This is a genomic window from Legionella rubrilucens, from assembly GCF_001468125.1.
GTDB lineage: Bacteria > Pseudomonadota > Gammaproteobacteria > Legionellales > Legionellaceae > Legionella_C > Legionella_C rubrilucens.
This window is the reverse complement of record NZ_LNYT01000001.1, coordinates 1-16,154: the sequence shown is the minus strand read 5'-3', so window position 1 is coordinate 16,154 and position 16,154 is coordinate 1. Positions and strand designations below refer to the sequence as shown.

Genomic DNA, 16,154 nt, shown 5'->3' with positions numbered 1-16,154 from the left:
TAAAATGCCATGACGTGAGTGTTAACTACACGTCCTGCAGGTTTTTTCTTGGTAACCTTCTTTAACTGCCTTATTTGATTTACCTCAAGCATAATCTACTCTTAATTATAGGAATCTGTTTTACTTGGAGATCGCATGAGGAAAATCCTTCTTGCAGCCCTTCTCGCCGCCAACACCGCCTTTGCTGATGACATTATTGGTTTTTCTGCTTACGAAAATGGTGATTACAGTACCGCTTATCCTCATTTGGTCCAATCAGCGGGAGAGGGAAATGATGAGGCCATGTATCTCCTTGGACGCATGTATCAATATGGCTATGGTGTTAATCAGGATGATCAAAAAGCCGGTGAATGGTATCGAAAAGCGGCTGAAAAAAACAATGCGCTGGCGCAGTTAAGCCTGGGGTATCTGTATGATACCGGGCGAGGTTTTAACCGGGATTACGCGGAAGCCTTTAAATGGTATATGAAGGCTGCCGAGCAGGGAAATTCCATTGCCCAACGCAATGTCGGACTGATGTATGCGACCGGTGATGGGGTTAAAGCAGATGAAAGCAATGCGTTCATCTGGTTTAAAAAATCGTCTGAGCAGGGCTACTCCAAGGCTCAGGTGAACCTTGCTTACCAGTATCTCATGGGTCTTGGCACTAAAAAGGACGTGGAAAAGGCCATGTATTGGTATGACAAAGCCGCTCAGCAGGGCGATGCCAAAGGGGAATACAGCCTGGGTTTGCTCTACACCGGTAAATACGATGTGACGCCCAATCAGAATGCAGCGACTTACTGGTTTGCCAGAGCTGCCAATCAGGGGCACCGCAATGCACAGGCTTATCTGGCTTTTCAATATTTAAATGGGTTGGGTGTGGAAGCCAATCCGAAAAAAGCCGCTTACTGGTATGAAGCCTCAGCGGAACAGGGTCATCCTCAGGCACAGGCTGAGCTTGGCCAGTTACTGCTCACCGGGGTGGGCGTGGATAAAGATTATCAACAAGCCGCCTACTGGTTTGGCAAAGCCGCCAACCAGGGTAATTCGTTTGCTCAAGGGAAACTGGGGTACATGTACTTAGCCGGTCTGGGTGTCAATCAGGATGATGTCAAAGCCTATGCGTGGTTAAAATTGGCGGCCAATAACAAAAATGAGCAGGCGGCTAAAGAATTGGCTCGTCTTGAACCCAAATTAAGCGCAGAACAAAAAGCATCGGCAGAAAAAATTTACGGTGAATTAAAGAGTAAAAAGCCCGTGTATGAAGGGGAAGAGCCTGAATAATCACAGGCTCTTGATTCATTATTCCATGGAATTAATAGGGGCCGTTGCGGTTACGGTTGTCGAAATCACCGGAGCGGGTTGAAAAAACGTGAGAGAGGACGGTTGCATGGCCTTGACCAGGGCAAACAGTTCCTCTTTAAATGCAACTGGCATTTTACTGACCAAAGGAAGCCAGCGTCTGTCAGTCAGGGAAATCAACTTCTGAGCTTCCAGGCCATCGCGGACCGCCTGATAAACCATGTTTTCCAGGTAGCAAACACCCAATGCGTCATAGCCTTCTTTCTTGGCTAACTCCTGAATGAGGGATTGGCAGCCGAGGAGCATTTTATCGATGTCATTTCGTTTGACCGGATCAGCGATTCTGGCAACGATTAAATCTCGGGCGTCGTCAATCCTCATAAAACTGTACTCAAGACCCAATTCATTTTTGTAGGTTTGGCTCTGCTCGTCAAAATAAGACGCTATTTTTTCCCCGCGAACATAAAAGCCGGCGGCCTGGCATAATTTGGCAACGGCAGGCGACTCGGTGAATAATTCCAGCTTTTTGACCCGTCCTTCCTGAAGGAGTGCGGCGAGGATGGAGCGTAAAGCAGCGGCTGCAGCTGCTTCATCGTTCGATGTGGGTAACTGAATGCTTAAAAAGCCAATGTGCCGAATGACGGAGTCATCCGGATCAAAATCGACTGTCAGAACAGGTGCATTGTCAACACAGGCAGTGAATTGATTCTGGTTTCGTTGAATGCTCACCGGGTACAGGTCCTTGCCCTGCAAAAGCGGGGGCTGCTCGTCAAATTGCAAGCTGGGTATTCCTGGGGCCTGTTTTGCCAGATTTTCATCGATGAGTTGATAAACGTAGCGCTCGATTAAGTAGAAATGCCCGCCATTACTCTTCCGCGCGAGCCAGTCCGGGAAAATCGCTTCCTGAGAAAAGGTTTTATCCGCCAGATGGAAGGCATTGAAATTGCCGCCGCTTTGAGTTAGCTGAATGCGTTTAATACAGCCTTTTTCCTTGACAATGTTTAAGAATTCAGCATAAAAAAGTTTGGCGTACCCTTTGCCCTGTGAGTCTTTATCAACGCCCATGGAGCAGTATTCGGCTGTATGACGATGAGGACCCTGGCCGAATTTAATGCGTCTTACGGCCATTACTTTTTCTTTGCCTTCGACGGTATCCACCAGAACATAAATGTCGCTGGCTTGCGACATCCGTTCGTAATGGGCCTTAAATTCTTCCTTGCCCTGTTTTGTAAACGACATCCATTGGATAACATGATCCTGCATCCAAATCGACCAAATGGCTTCGTAATCGTGAGGAGTGGCTTTGCGAATTAAGGGGTAAGTCATAGTCTTGCTAAGAGGTAATCAATTAGTCCTCCAGTTTACACCAAAAGCAAGCGCTTGGTCAATAATTAATCATGTTGTTTCTTGTTAATGCGATTGTTGCGGTGTATGGCCATTAAGGCGTAGAAGGGTGTCAGGCAGAACAACAAGGCTATACCGTAAAAAATGACTTCCTGTCCTGAGCCTAAGAGAGCAAACAGCACATAAATACAGGCCAGCACACTAATGACAATTAAACTGATAGCACGGTGGCGGTGGGTAGTCGTTTTGAATTGTCTAAACGCAATCATAGCCGCTACGGTTGTATATAGATAAGGAACCAGAATGCACAAATTCGATAATGTCACCAGCAGGGTGAATTGGGCAGTCAGCATGCTTGAGTAATTCATTCCTAATAACAACGTCATGATTAAAGCAGAAAGACAGATAGCCCAGTGGGGTGTGTTAAACCGGGATAATCGGGTTAAAAACGAAGGCAAAAGGCCATCCCGGGCAGTCGCCATCGCGGCCTGGCTGGTGATAAAGAGAAAGCCAATGATCGTGCAAAGGCAGGCGATGATGGCCGCCATGGCAAAAATCCAGTTGGTCAAATCGCCAAAAATAAGACGTCCTGCCGCAGCAAACGGAGCGGGATTGTTAGCCAGGGATGCCGGTGAAAACATCCCCATAATAGCCACCGTACTCAATACATAAATCAACGCGGTGATTGCGGTGCCAAGTACGGTGGCCCTGTAAATGGTTACCTCCGGATTTTTTACATTTTCTGCCGGTACTGTGGCCGATTCCAAACCGCCGAATGCGAAAAAAGTTAACATCGCGGCATTGGCCAGGGCCGCCAGATTGGATTGTCCTGATACATTAAAAAAGGCGAGATTTTCAGCTTTGATATGGAATAGACCGACCAGTGAGACAAGGAGAATAGGAATTAATTTAATGATGGTGGTTGCCATCTGTACTATTTTAACTTCCTTAACGCCGATAATATTAATGAGCGCGACCAGCCAGATAATGGCGGTGCCAACGAAGAAGGCCAGTGTATGATTGGTGGTCAGATCGGGCCAGAAAACGGTCAGATAAGCCAGCAAAGCAACCACGGTGGCGGCATCGCCAATAATATTGCCGAGCAGATAGGATATACTGACCTGATACCCGGCAAAATCCCCCAGTTCATGCCGGCAGTAGGCATAAAGTCCACCGACCAGCGGCAGACGCTGGCTCAGCTTACCGAAAATAATGGCCAGTAAAATGGAACCCCACGCCGTGATAATCCAACCGAAGAGACCGATGCTGCCAATGGCTGCCATGGCCGCGGGTAATAAGAAAATACCTGAACCAACCATGTTACCGATTACGAGAGAGGTAGCGGCCGGTAATCCCAGGATTCGTTTTTGTTTCATACTTATTCAGTTAGAAGGTTTGCATCAATTTAATCACGATTTGCCTGAAGATTAAAGTTTGCCTTGTCCAGGGTAAGGAATGATAAACAGGCTGACAATCCCCCCATGCCTTGCCAGAGAGGTCACGACTGGTTTTTCAAAGAATGGGCTAAATAAAAGCGCGAAAATCAGGCCTTATTCTTCTTTTATTGATGACATTGGCATTAGAATAGAGGGAGTGCTTTTACCAACAGGGAACAAGTCAAAAATGAAATCATGGATTGCCGTTTTTTGCAGTGTGATGTTAAGTCATGGCGTTTGGGCAGAGGAGACCGCGCTGCCACAAAAAAATCTGAGTGAGGCGACCTACATCCGTTTTGAGAGCCGTGGGGCCCAGGAAAAAAATCTGACGCTGCTGCTTAAAGCCGGGGCGCAACGGGTGAAAAGTACCGAACCGAATACAGAAGTCTGGTTTGCCCTGACGCGTGAAGGAAATCAATTCGCCCTGTTTAACGCATTCACTGACACGACAGGACGGGCAGCACATTTGAATGGACAGGTTATTACCGCACTCAAGCAGAACTCCGATCGGCTGATTGAAGGCGGCTGGGAAAACGGCGTGATTAACCACATTCAGAATTCAACCATTTTAGTCAGCAACAACGATCAAAGGGATCGCCTGGAGCAAGCACAATTGGCCAGTTACCTCACGTTCAAAGCCATTCCTGGCAAAGAGAAAGAAGTGGACACGCTGTTGCAGAAAGTGGTTGCGTTAGTCAATCGTGTCGAACCCAACACTCTTTTTTGGGTTGCTTTAAAAAACGAAGATGGCAGCTATTCCTTGTTTGCTGCTTTTTCTGACATGGATGCATTCAATGCGCATTTCTCCGGGGTTGCGGTGACTACCATTCAACAGAATGCGCCTCAACTCATTCAGGACGGTTGGGATAATGGGGTTATGAAAAACATTAAAACTTATAACGTGATCGCCAGCCGTTAGAGGAGAGGCATTCCTGCCAGGGGTGTGAAGTAACCCTATAGCGTGTTCAAACTCTCTTTAATTAACGACACGGTTATTTTCCCCTGATTGTTTCTGCTTCGCTTTAAAATAGCATAATTGATGAGACTTAAATCCTCATGGGTTACCCGGGCAACACTCATGAAGTATTGACTTTCCAGCGTGACATGTTCACTGCGTATGCCTAATTTTTGCAGCAAAGGCCCTATTTTATTCATGTTTTTTATGCCCGTTTCGCCGCGTGCGTCCAGCAATTGTTGAACCTGTGCGTTAGTCAGCCCGTTACCCAACCCTTTAAGCAGCAATTGCGGGGCGGTATTGAGATTAATCGGCACAGGTTCAGGCAACGCCGAGATGAAATCAGCCAACCCCTGATACAGGTTGGCGCTTACGCCGCGCACCAGACGAAATTCACTGGGACTTTCAAAGGGTTGATAACCTGGGAGGTAAGCTGGTTTTTGCCGGGTGTAATAGGCGAGGTATTCGTCGTTACCGCGCCCAGGTTTGTAATCCGTTATCCATTGCATGGTCGCATCCAGCAATTGTTTTCGCTGCCCGGCGCTCAATTTTAAATCGGGCTTTTCCAGCAGTTTTAAAAACAGGAGAGAATAATTTTTACTGCTTAAATTATTCAGATTAAAGCGGCTTTGCAAATCATAAAGCTCACCGGTGACGGTAAAGGGGGGGTAAATCGCCTTCTGTTTGTCCGGGAAAGCGCGTAACGCACCAGCCGCAGTGTTTCGCGTAAAGGTGTTTTTACTATCCCGAAGTTCGCTCATGGCCCAGAATGTGACGGATTGGGAGGCTAGATAAAGTTGATCGGAAAGTAAAGTTAACCGTGTTCGGTAAATATCCAGCTGCAGGCGAGTACTCATGGCGGTTGCAGCAATCGCCACCAGGGTCATAATAAAAAGAGCTGAAATCAGCGCGCTGCCGGCTTGCTTAGGTCTCAGCATAAAGCCCCTCGGGTAAAATGAACAAAAAACTGGCCTTTCCCCAGTCGGATAAAGTCAGGGTCAATTGCACGGCTTTAGGCAGTGATGACGTCTTACGCCCGGCCGGCATGGCATTCGCCCGCCATTCGGGTAAAACCTGGAGTTGATCATTCAGATAGGCCAATTGACATCCCACCACCTGTTGCAATAAGACTTTGTCATCATACTCTTTCCGTTTCAGGGTATCCAGAACCGGCCAGCTTCGGCGAATCAATTGCTGTTTGTCGCAAAGCAGGGCAATGCGTTTAAGGGTGCTGCGTTTATCGCTGCTGTTCGGGTTGGTTAACCCTCCTCGTGTCAACTCCATGTAGTTATTGCGCCCAATGAACGCCGGAAGCAGCCGTACCTCACTGTCATGTACGGCACGGTTAGCAACTTGTTGAATATCCCGTTCAATTAAGGTCAAGGCGAGCTGCAGCGTCATCAGGCGCTCGGCCTGGACCGTAACACGCGAACGGGTATTGAAGGCATAATACATTGCTGACGACGTGATGGTAGCAAGAATAGCGAACACCGTCAGCGCGATGAGAATTTCAAGCAGAGTGAAAGCTGCGTTTTTTTTCATGGCTGGTACTTAAAGGCGAGAAGGGGATCGGTAAACGGCCCCGCCTGGTTTTTACTGACGCTGACGGTCATTTGCTGGACGGCTTTACCGAGAGTGGTTGGGGAAAGTTTAACCCGCCAATACCAACGCTGCCCAAGAAGGCTCGTGACCTGCGTTATTTCCTGGTTGGGCGGTACCGTTAAAAGTCCCAACTGGACCATGGCAATGCCATGCATGGCAATCCAGTGGCTTATGGTTTTTTCTTTAATGCGCTGCGTATTGGCGACATCCTGAGAGGTCGCTTTAAGCAGTGCCGTCAGGGCAATGGCGACAACCGCGAGTGCCAGCAGCACTTCGACTAAAGTAAATCCTCTGTTGATTGTTTTGTTCATCATGAGTCGCTGTTTGTCAATTGAAGTTCGCCATTGTGTTCACCGGTCAGTACCGCCAGTCTCGGTGTTTCAGCCGTACCAAACACGAGCTCGAAAGGTGACATGTCGCCTGAGGGGTTAATGACAATGTCAGGGCGATTATCCCGGTTACGAATGGCTGCTTTCAGACTCACAATGACATGCTTGGGGAAGGGCTGCCAGTGGAAAAGGCTGTTTTTGGGCATCGGCTGCCAGCGAAGGCCCTGTTCAAAACGAAACGTCTCATAGCCATTGCGATTTATATTAATGCCTAAGGTATTAACCTCAAGAATGGCGCGATGCTGGACAAGTTTCACGTAGGACGCGAAATGCTCGGCGCTGACAACCGCTTTGCGGCCCGCGCCGAAATCACCAAAGGCGAGCAGTGTCACGCTTAAGATAATGCCGGTAATGACAATGACAACCAGGATTTCAATGAGCGTAAACCCGCGTTTACTGCGCATCCCAGTTACCTATTTCCGCATTGATGCCGGTTCCGCCCGGTTGACCTTCAGCGCCCAGGGTAAAGACATCCACATCCCCGTGTTCACCGGGATTTAAATAGAGGTATTCACGACCCCAGGGATCTTTGGGCACGGATTTCAAATATTGTTTCCAATCGCGGGGCGCCGGGTTGCTGGTGGGTTTCTCAACCAGTGCCTGCAGGCCTTGATCGGTCGTTGGGTATACGCCGTTATCCAGTTTATAGAGGTCCAGTGCATTTTGTATGGCCAACACATCCTGCTTGGCTTTAACCACCCGGGCTTCATCCGGTCGGCTGATAATTTTAGGCACGATAATTGAAGCAAGGATACCCAGGATGACGACGACTACCATAATTTCTATCAGAGAAAAACCTTTCTGATTACGCATTAATCAACTCCTCAAGCCAAAGAAAAAATCAGGCAACCAATTGTTCCATTGAAAAAATGGGCAACAACGTTGCCAATACTATAAATAATACCACAGCGCCCATCAGCAGGATAACCAGAGGTTCAAGCAGCGTCAGGGCCGTGTCGATCAGACGTTGCACTTCATTATCCAGATGCTGGGCTGCGCGCTCCATCATGGTGGCGATCTGGCCGCTTTTTTCGCCGCTGGCAATTAAGTGAGTCGCCATGGGACTTAAGAAATGAGTGTCCTTTAAGGCTTGATGGATGGCGGTGCCTTCGCGGACGCGGGTGGTGGCTGCATCAAAAGCGTTACGCATGACTAGATTGGTCAGGAGGCTCGCAGAGACGCGCATGGTTTCAAGTACACTGACCCCGGCTGCGAAAAGAATTCCAAAGGTGTGGATATAGCGTGCCACATTCACTGAACGAACCAGGTAAGAACTGACTGGAAGCTTAAGTAAAAGCTGATGCCAGACCATGCGGATTTTCAAGTTTTTAAGGCTTCTTCGAAACCCGATAAAAGCGAGTATTATGGTGCCGGCGACAAGGAGACCATAAGCTTTGATAAAATCGCTCATGTTGATTAAGACTTTCGTCATGGCGGGCAGCGATTGACCGCTTGAAGTAAACACCTCAATGATTTTGGGTACGACAAAGGCAAGTAGAAAACTGATGATCGCGGCGGAAACCAGGATCATGAGTGTCGGATATATGAGGGCCTGCTGGACTTTTTGGCGGGTACCCTGCTGGTTTTCGGTGTAATCTGCGAGCTTCTCAAGCACAATGTCAAGACGGCCAGTCTGCTCGCCGGCAGCCACTGTGGCACGGTATAATTCAGGAAACGCCTGGGGAAATTCATTCATGGATTGAGCCAGGCCGTAGCCTTCGAGCACTTTGGAGCGTACCCCAATGATTAAGGCTCTGACTTTATCTTTTTCCGTTTGTTCGCTGACGCCGCGCAAAGACTCTTCAACAGGAATACCCGCTGCGAGAAGGGTGGCTAGCTGGCGGGTAAACAGGGACAAATCCTGAGCAGAAATTTTGGCTGAATGACGGGTTTGTTTCTGCCTGGCCTGCGTCTGGATTTGCACCGGAATAAGGCCCTGATCGCGCAGCAGTTGCCGAGCATGACGCTCCGAATCGGCCTCAATGATGCCTTTATTGGTCCCTCCGGATTTGGTTAAAGCCTGATATTGATAAGCGCCCATGATCACCACAAAAGAATACGTCAAAACAGTTTAATCTATTGGGTTTAATCTGTCACTGCGGTACACTTTTGGCTTGAAGTCAATCCTGGAGAAAATAATGGGCGATAATTTGATTTTAAAGGCAATAAAAGAACATGATGCTAAATTTATTGACCTTCGTTTCACGGACACGCGAGGCAAAGAACAACACATTACGCTTCCAGTATCGGCCATTGATGAGGATTTCATTGAGAATGGCAAAATGTTTGATGGTTCCTCCATCAAGGGTTGGCAAAAAATACATCAATCTGATTTGGCTCTGATGCCTGATTTGGACACCATTCTTCCTGACCCATTTTATCAAGACAGCACCCTTATCGTCCGTTGCAATGTGGTTGATCCACAAACCATGTTGGGATATGACCGCGATCCGCGCTCGTTGGCGATGCGGGCTGAAAAATATTTAATCTCGACCCGTATTGCGGATGTCGCTTACATCGGGCCTGAGCCTGAATTTTTCCTTTTTGATGATGTCCGCTGGGAAACCTCCATGAGCGGTTCATTCTATAAAATTGACTCTTCTGAAGCCCAATGGAATTCCGGCAAGGTGTTTGAAGGCGGCAACATCGGTCATCGTCCAAGCATCAAAGGGGGGTATTTCCCGGTACCTCCGGTGGATTCCTCCCAGGATATCCGCTCAGCCATCTGCTTAACGCTTGAAGCCTTGGGCATTGCGGTTGAAGCGCATCATCATGAAGTCGCGACCGGTAACCAATGTGAAGTGGCGACGAAGTTTGACACGGTTACTCGAAAAGCCGATCAATTGCAGGTTTTAAAATACGTCATTCATAATGTGGCACACAATTACGGCAAGACTGCCACCTTTATGCCCAAGCCTTTAGTGGGTGATAACGGCAGCGGCATGCACTGTCACATGTCCCTCGCCAAAGACGGTGTTAACCTTTTTGCGGGTGAGCAATACGCGGGTTTATCTGAAACGGCGTTGTTTTTTATTGGGGGTATTATTAAACATGCCCGCGCCTTGAATGCATTCACTAACCCATCAACCAACAGCTACAAGCGTCTGGTTCCCGGTTTTGAGGCGCCCGTACTGCTGGCTTACTCCGCCCGTAACCGCTCGGCGGCCATCCGTATCCCCCATGTGAATAATCCCAAGGGACGCCGTATCGAAGTCCGCTTCCCCGATCCGACAGCCAACCCGTACCTGGCTTTCTCGGCAATGGTCATGGCCGGCATTGATGGTATACAGAAAAAAATTCACCCTGGTCAACCCATGGACAAAGATCTGTATGATTTACCGCCCGAAGAGCTGGTGGATATTCCTACCGTCTGTGGTTCATTAGAGCAAGCCGTTGACTACCTGCGCCAGGATCACGAGTTTCTGCTGCAGGGGGATGTGTTCAGTCGTGATTTTATCAATAGCTACATTCAATTGCGGGAAGCTGAAATTTCTCAGGTAAGGAGCCTGGTTCATCCGTTTGAATTTGAGCTTTATTACAGTTTATAAGGAAATGAAAAAGGAAAGGCGATGCGTACATTCGGCTATTTAATTTGCATGTTCTTAGCTGTGGGGGCTTTACATGCCGAGATTTACAAATGGACAGACAGTGAAGGTAATGTCCATTTCAGTGATCAACCCCATCAGGGTTCTGAACAAATTAATTTGCCTGCATCGCAGACCTTTACTCCGCCGGCACAAAACAACAGCGCACCCCCTCCTGCCAAAACGCAGGGGAGCGATGCTGAAAGAGGGTACAAGGTTCTTCGTATTGCTCAACCGATTGATGAGGCGACAATCCGTAACAGTCAGGGTTATGTTCCGGTGATTGTTGAAATTTCTCCGGAGTTAAAGTCAGGCGATAAATTACAGATTCTCTATGATGGTGAGCCTTTGGGCGAGCCCCAGGCGACCACGGTCTTTGCCTTGAATGATGTGAAGCGAGGTTCCCATACTATCGCGGTACAGGCCGTCGATGAGGAAGGAAATGTGTTAAGCACCAGTGAAATGATCACCATTTTCATGCATCGGCCCAGAGTGGGCATGGTGCCTCAAACCAAACCTAAAAATACCGCCAACTAACCCTTGAAAAAGGGTGTTTCATCCCTATATAGAGCTTATTCGCGATTGGCTTGTGAGACAGGTCAATCGTTTTTTTAGTGGACTCAGTTACGAATCAGTGGAGATTGACAAAGATGGCGCAAAAGCAACAAACAATGGGATTTCAAACCGAAGTCAAACAAATGCTGCATTTGGTTGTGCATTCGCTCTATAGCAACAAAGAAATTTTCTTAAGGGAACTGATTTCCAACAGTTCGGATGCGCTCGATAAACTTCGTTTCCTTGCCTTGTCCAATTCCTCTCTCTATGAAAATGATTCGGATTTACGCATTACTGTTGAACACAACGAAAAATTAAAAACCATCACTATTAAAGACAATGGCATCGGCATGAGCTGGAATGAGGCTGTTGAGAATCTCGGGACCATTGCCAAATCAGGGACTAAAGAATTTTTAAGCCACATGACCGGTGATAACGCCAAGGATTCACACTTAATTGGTCAGTTTGGTGTTGGGTTTTATTCTGCCTTTATTGTGGCGGATAAAGTGACTGTCAAGAGCCGCCGTGCTGGCTTAACTCCTGAGGAAGGAATTGTTTGGGAGTCAAAAGGCGATGGGGAGTTTACTATCGCGCAGGAAAAACGCAATGAACGCGGCACTGAAATTACACTTCATCTTAAAGACGAAGAAAACGAATTCCTGAGTGACTGGCGGATTCGAAGCATCCTCAGTAAATACTCTGATCACATTTGCTGGCCCATTTTAATGAAGAAGATGGCGGATGAAGAGGGTAAGGAAAGCAGTGAATTTGAAACAGTGAACAAGGCGACCGCATTATGGACTATGCAAAAATCTGAAATCAGCGATGAGGATTATAAAGCCTTATATAAACACATTTCTCATGATTATCAGGACCCATTAACCTGGTCCCACAACCATGTTGAGGGTAAGCAGGATTACATCAGCCTATTATACATTCCATCGCATGCCCCCTTTGATCTCTGGCAGCATGAGATGAAACATGGTTTAAAACTGTACGTCAAACGGGTTTTTATTCTCGATGACGCGGCTCAGTTTTTACCGCGTTACCTGCGATTTGTGAAAGGGATTATTGATGCCAGTGATTTGCCATTGAACGTTTCGCGAGAAATTCTGCAGGATAATAAACAGGTGGAAGCCATTAAATCGGCCTCTACCAAGCGCGTATTGTCCATGCTTGAGAAATTGAGTACACAGGATCCGGAAGCCTATCAGAAATTCTGGAATGAATTTGGGCTGGTGATGAAAGAAGGGCCGGTGGAAGATTTTGCCAATCGTGAAACCATTGCCAAACTGTTGCGCTTTACATCCACGCACAGCGATTCTGAAAAACAGGATGTTACCTTAACGGATTATGTATCACGCATGAAGGAAGGGCAGGATAAAATCTATTACATTACTGCCTCAAGTTACAATGCGGCCAAACATAGCCCGCACCTTGAAATTTTCAAGAAAAAGGGCATTGAAGTGCTGCTGTTGAGCGATCGCATTGATGAGTGGCTGGTTGGCTATTTAAGCGAGTTTGAGGGCAAAAAACTGCAATCCATCAGCAAGGGTAAAATTGATCTTGATAAAGAAGAAGCCCCGGAAGTCAAAGAAAAAGAAGAGTCATTAGCGCCGATGCTCAAGCACATCAAAGAGGTTTTGGGTGAACGGGTTAAAGACGTTGCCCTGACTCATCGTCTTACGGATTCACCAGCCTGTGTTGTGGCGGATGAGCAGGACATGGGATTGGAAATGCAGCGAATACTTCAGGCTGCAGGTCAGCAGGTGCCCACAACCAAGCCGATTTTCGAAATTAACCCTGAGCACGCGCTGGTTAAACGCCTGCACAACCTCAATGATGATGAGCAATTCGCAGAATGGGTTATTGTGCTTTTCGAACAAGCCGTTCTTGCTGAAGGCGGACAACTGGATAATCCGGCCGATTTCGTAAGCCGTGTAAACAAATTATTGGTTATGGCCTAAACAACTGGCGTGAGCCGGCCCCAAGCTGGCTCCGAAGTAGAATCAATAAAAAAGGCTCGTTATACGAGCCTTTTCTTTTTGTATTATTTTTTATTCGTCTGTTAAGCGAAAATATTTTGTACCAAAATAACGCTGTAATTTTTTTCTGATTGTGCCACGACTGATGCCCAGCATTTTGGCGGCTTGCAGCTGATTGCCACGGCGTTTCTCCATGACAGCTTGTAAAAGAGGGGGTTCCACTTCAGAGAGAATCATGTCATAAAGATCATCAATGTTTTTGCTTTTATTTTCTGCAAGAAAACGTGAGACTAAATTGTAAACCAAATCCTGCAAGCCTTGCTCTTGTTTAACACTTTGAGTAGTCGCTTGTGTATCAATGACATTCATCGTAACTTCCTTATTTTAGTTAAATCATTATCCAATTACTTTCGATCTCCTCGAAAGCAAAATTAATTGTACATGAAGGTTAATTGATAATCTAGATTTTAACGAGGGATTACCTGGCAAAATCAAAACGATTAACCCCCATTGTGATATTAAAATTGGTATGATGCAACGCTAAACATCCCTCCGGTTTTAGGTTATAGTTAATTGTCACATTAATAGGGATATATCATGACAAATCAAGATAATCTGTCTGCAGACGTTCGTCAGGAACTTCACCGTAATTGGGGTTGGTTACTTGCGTTGGGTATTTTATTTGTACTGCTTGGGGTCATTGGCCTTGGAATGGTTGTCGGTCTCACCTTGGCCAGTGTGCTGCTTATCGGTATTTTATTGATTATCGGTGGCGTCATTCAGGTGGTCGATTCCTTCAAATGCCGCGGCTGGAAAGCATTCATATGGCACTTTCTGATTGCACTCTTTTATATTTTTGCCGGCGGCCTGATGATTTATGATCCCGTCCTTGCCTCAGTCATGATTACGGCAATGATTGCCTGGCTGCTTATCATCATTGGTATAGCCCGTTGTATTATGGCCTTTTCCATTAGAGAGTCGACAGGATGGTATTGGCTGTTATTGGCAGGGATTGCTGCCTTAATCCTTGGAATTCTGATTCTGGTGCAATGGCCAATGAGCGGTTTCTGGGTGATTGGTTTATTTATTGCGATTGAAATGTTAATTAATGGTTGGTCTTATATTTTTCTGGCTTTGGCCATGCGAAGGATTTAAGGTCATTGATTTAGCGTAAAGGCTGAGATCTCAATGTACTATAATTAAAGAGTATAAACATTTCTTTTACTCCTTCCTACAAAAGACTGTAATCACATTATACCTTCTTCAGTGGCCGCATGATTCATGCGGCGTTCTTTACAATCAATTGGGGAATAATATGTCGGCTTATACTGCAAAAATATACTTTGATGACTCTGAAATAAACAGGCATTCTGGAAATGATCTGGACTCTCTTTTGGTTTGGATGCTCACTCAGGTACAAGGCAAATTTGGTAACTTAAGCGGTGAGATTACTAATAACAGAACAAACTTAATCGAAAAACAATTTCGTGTTGCAGCGGAAGAATAGCTGCAATTTCTTGCGCATACCACGGTATGCTCATCTGCATGGATAAACACTCTTTGTATCCTCAAATAACCATTGATCTCGTCATTGCATGAAGCATACTGCCGCTGGTTGCAAGCCAGGTATACGTTTTGGTTGCGGATTGCTTGATGCTGTCTATAATTTAAATATCCTGTTTAGCATGGAGGCTGGTTGTAGAGGTCCTCATCATGGCTATCAAGATTGGCAGCAAAGCTGTCAATGTGTTAAATGGTGGCGCAGGAAATGATTTTCTGTTTTGTTTTTTTGGTACAAATACCCTGAATGGTGGTGCGGGAAACGACAGTCTGTTCGGTGGTTCTGGCAAAGATACACTCAGAGGCGGTGCGGGATCCGACCGTGTCTATGCTGGATCGGGTAACGATACTATTATTCATGATGTGGCTCATGATCAAGGCAAGTACGATATCTATGATGGCGGTCGGGGTATTGACACGCTCATTCTCGAAGTTTCTCAAAGTTTTCTGGCACGTGCCGATGTCCAAACTGCGCTCAATGCCTTAACCAGCAAAGCCTTACCCGCTGGAACTCAATTCTCTTTTGGAGGGTATGTCCCAGGATGGAATTTAACTATCAAAGGGATTGAAAAACTGGTGATAAAAATAAAAGGTGTGCCAGTTTCTCCCAACATCGCCATCAATGACGTCATCAACACCCAGGAGGATACACCGTTTGTCATTCCGGCAGCGCAATTGTTGGCGAATGACAAAGGGGGTAATACTATTCTGAGTATTGATTACACGGGTCCGGGCAATTTAAGTTTTACCAATGGTGTTATTACCTATGTGCCTGTGAATAACTACCATGGCATGGATACATTCAAATACACCATTGCCAATGGCCTGGGAGGCAGGAGCGTTGCTACAGTAACCCTTCATGTCAACTCAGTTAATGATGATCCCATTGCTGTTGACGATGGGTTTTCAACCAATGGAGAACTTGTTCTTGCGACTGAAGACCTCCTCACAAATGACACGGATGCTGATGGCGATAGCTTATCAATTACCGATATAACAGGGGGTAATGGCACTCTAGAAATATTGCGGGACGCGACGGGTGTGATTACGGGAGTAAAGTACATCCCAACTCCCTCGTTTAGCGGACAAACGACATTGACCTACACATTGACGGATGGTCATGCTGAAGCACAGGGAACAATCCTGATTAATGTGACCTCCTCTAACAATGGCCATGGCAATGGCGATGATAACTCTGGCAGCGGTGGAAATGACGACAATGGTTCTGGTCCGGGAAATGGAGGCAACAATGGGAGTGGTGACAATGGTTCGGCTCCCGGCGGTGGAATTAATAATGGCAGTGGGAATGATGGCTCGACCCCGGCTGATGGTGGAGCCAGCACCGGTACCGGAGGCGATGGTTCAACCACGGCGGGCAGCGGCGTGAGTACCGGAAGCGATGGTTCAACCACGGCAGGCAGCGGCGTGAGTACCGGAAGCGATGGTTCAACCACGGCAGG

17 protein-coding genes and 1 pseudogene are annotated in these 16,154 nt (G+C 46.9%); 9 read left to right on the top strand and 9 right to left on the bottom strand.

What is annotated here, in order from left to right; all coding sequences use genetic code 11:
• The first annotated feature begins 135 nt into the window (after nt 1-135).
• Nucleotides 136-1,266 (top strand): SEL1-like repeat protein, encoded by a 1,131-nt coding sequence (locus Lrub_RS00085; protein ID WP_058530163.1) that lies wholly within the window; start codon nt 136-138, stop codon nt 1,264-1,266.
• Nucleotides 1,267-1,284: 18 nt separating this feature from the next.
• On the opposite strand, the gene Lrub_RS00080 is transcribed toward Lrub_RS00085, so the two are convergent.
• Both Lrub_RS00080 and Lrub_RS00075 read right to left on the bottom strand, forming a co-directional pair.
• The gene (locus tag Lrub_RS00080; RefSeq protein ID WP_058530162.1) at nt 1,285-2,610 is read right to left on the bottom strand and encodes a GNAT family N-acetyltransferase; all 1,326 of its coding nucleotides are present in this window, start codon (nt 2,608-2,610) and stop codon (nt 1,285-1,287) included.
• A gap of 65 nt (nt 2,611-2,675) precedes the next feature.
• Complete coding sequence (locus Lrub_RS00075; RefSeq protein ID WP_058530161.1) at nt 2,676-4,004, bottom strand: amino acid permease; 1,329 nt, start codon at nt 4,002-4,004, stop codon at nt 2,676-2,678.
• 247 nt (nt 4,005-4,251) lie between these two features.
• Between Lrub_RS00075 and Lrub_RS00070 the strand changes: the two genes are divergently transcribed.
• The gene (locus Lrub_RS00070) at nt 4,252-4,983 is read left to right on the top strand and encodes a putative quinol monooxygenase (protein WP_058530160.1); all 732 of its coding nucleotides are present in this window, start codon (nt 4,252-4,254) and stop codon (nt 4,981-4,983) included.
• 35 nt (nt 4,984-5,018) lie between these two features.
• Here Lrub_RS00070 and gspK read toward each other — a convergent pair whose 3' ends face one another.
• The 6 genes from gspK to lspF are packed head-to-tail and all read right to left on the bottom strand — an operon-like array spanning nt 5,019 to nt 9,051.
• The gene (gene gspK, locus Lrub_RS00065) at nt 5,019-5,957 is read right to left on the bottom strand and encodes a type II secretion system minor pseudopilin GspK (protein ID WP_058530159.1); all 939 of its coding nucleotides are present in this window, start codon (nt 5,955-5,957) and stop codon (nt 5,019-5,021) included.
• Nucleotides 5,944-6,561: a GspJ family T2SS minor pseudopilin variant LspJ gene (gene lspJ / locus Lrub_RS00060; RefSeq protein WP_058530158.1), complete on the bottom strand. Its 618-nt coding sequence runs from the start codon at nt 6,559-6,561 to the stop codon at nt 5,944-5,946. The genes gspK and lspJ overlap by 14 nt, the downstream gene beginning before the upstream one ends.
• A complete protein-coding gene (lspI, locus tag Lrub_RS00055) occupies nt 6,558-6,935 on the bottom strand; it encodes a GspI family T2SS minor pseudopilin variant LspI (protein ID WP_082651388.1) in 378 nt (125 codons plus the stop codon). Before lspI ends, lspJ begins: the two co-directional genes overlap by 4 nt.
• Nucleotides 6,932-7,414 carry a type II secretion system minor pseudopilin GspH gene (gspH, locus tag Lrub_RS00050; RefSeq protein ID WP_058530156.1) on the bottom strand — a complete coding sequence of 161 codons (483 nt, stop codon included), beginning with the start codon at nt 7,412-7,414 and terminating at the stop codon, nt 6,932-6,934. The genes lspI and gspH overlap by 4 nt, the downstream gene beginning before the upstream one ends.
• Complete coding sequence (lspG, locus tag Lrub_RS00045; RefSeq protein WP_058530155.1) at nt 7,404-7,823, bottom strand: GspG family T2SS major pseudopilin variant LspG; 420 nt, start codon at nt 7,821-7,823, stop codon at nt 7,404-7,406. The genes gspH and lspG overlap by 11 nt, the downstream gene beginning before the upstream one ends.
• 28 nt (nt 7,824-7,851) lie before the next feature.
• A complete protein-coding gene (lspF, locus tag Lrub_RS00040) occupies nt 7,852-9,051 on the bottom strand; it encodes a GspF family T2SS innner membrane protein variant LspF (RefSeq protein WP_058530154.1) in 1,200 nt (399 codons plus the stop codon).
• A gap of 97 nt (nt 9,052-9,148) precedes the next feature.
• Here lspF and glnA point away from each other — a divergent pair, with 97 nt between their 5' ends.
• The 3 genes from glnA (at nt 9,149) to htpG (ending at nt 13,116) form a co-directional block, all read left to right on the top strand.
• Entirely contained in the window at nt 9,149-10,558 is a 1,410-nt protein-coding gene (gene glnA, locus Lrub_RS00035; RefSeq protein ID WP_058530153.1) for a type I glutamate--ammonia ligase, read from the top strand.
• 21 nt (nt 10,559-10,579) lie between these two features.
• The gene (locus tag Lrub_RS00030; protein ID WP_058530152.1) at nt 10,580-11,131 is read left to right on the top strand and encodes a DUF4124 domain-containing protein; all 552 of its coding nucleotides are present in this window, start codon (nt 10,580-10,582) and stop codon (nt 11,129-11,131) included.
• A 113-nt stretch (nt 11,132-11,244) separates the two neighbouring features.
• On the top strand, nt 11,245-13,116 hold the full coding sequence (gene htpG / locus Lrub_RS00025; RefSeq protein WP_058530151.1) for a molecular chaperone HtpG: 1,872 nt from the start codon (nt 11,245-11,247) through the stop codon (nt 13,114-13,116).
• Nucleotides 13,117-13,206: 90 nt separating this feature from the next.
• Here htpG and Lrub_RS00020 read toward each other — a convergent pair whose 3' ends face one another.
• The gene (locus Lrub_RS00020) at nt 13,207-13,503 is read right to left on the bottom strand and encodes a helix-turn-helix domain-containing protein (protein ID WP_058526311.1); all 297 of its coding nucleotides are present in this window, start codon (nt 13,501-13,503) and stop codon (nt 13,207-13,209) included.
• Between the two features lie 228 nt (nt 13,504-13,731).
• Between Lrub_RS00020 and Lrub_RS00015 the strand changes: the two genes are divergently transcribed.
• The 4 genes and pseudogenes from Lrub_RS00015 to Lrub_RS00005 all read left to right on the top strand — a co-directional run.
• Nucleotides 13,732-14,289 (top strand): HdeD family acid-resistance protein, encoded by a 558-nt coding sequence (locus Lrub_RS00015; RefSeq protein WP_058530150.1) that lies wholly within the window; start codon nt 13,732-13,734, stop codon nt 14,287-14,289.
• A gap of 160 nt (nt 14,290-14,449) precedes the next feature.
• The gene (locus Lrub_RS00010) at nt 14,450-14,641 is read left to right on the top strand and encodes a hypothetical protein (RefSeq protein ID WP_058530149.1); all 192 of its coding nucleotides are present in this window, start codon (nt 14,450-14,452) and stop codon (nt 14,639-14,641) included.
• 206 nt (nt 14,642-14,847) lie between these two features.
• Nucleotides 14,848-15,015: pseudogene (locus tag Lrub_RS15215) on the top strand (hypothetical protein); the annotation flags it as partial.
• A 42-nt stretch (nt 15,016-15,057) separates the two neighbouring features.
• Nucleotides 15,058-16,154 (top strand): cadherin-like domain-containing protein (locus tag Lrub_RS00005; protein ID WP_237760710.1); only part of this gene is annotated, 1,097 nt, incomplete at its 3' end.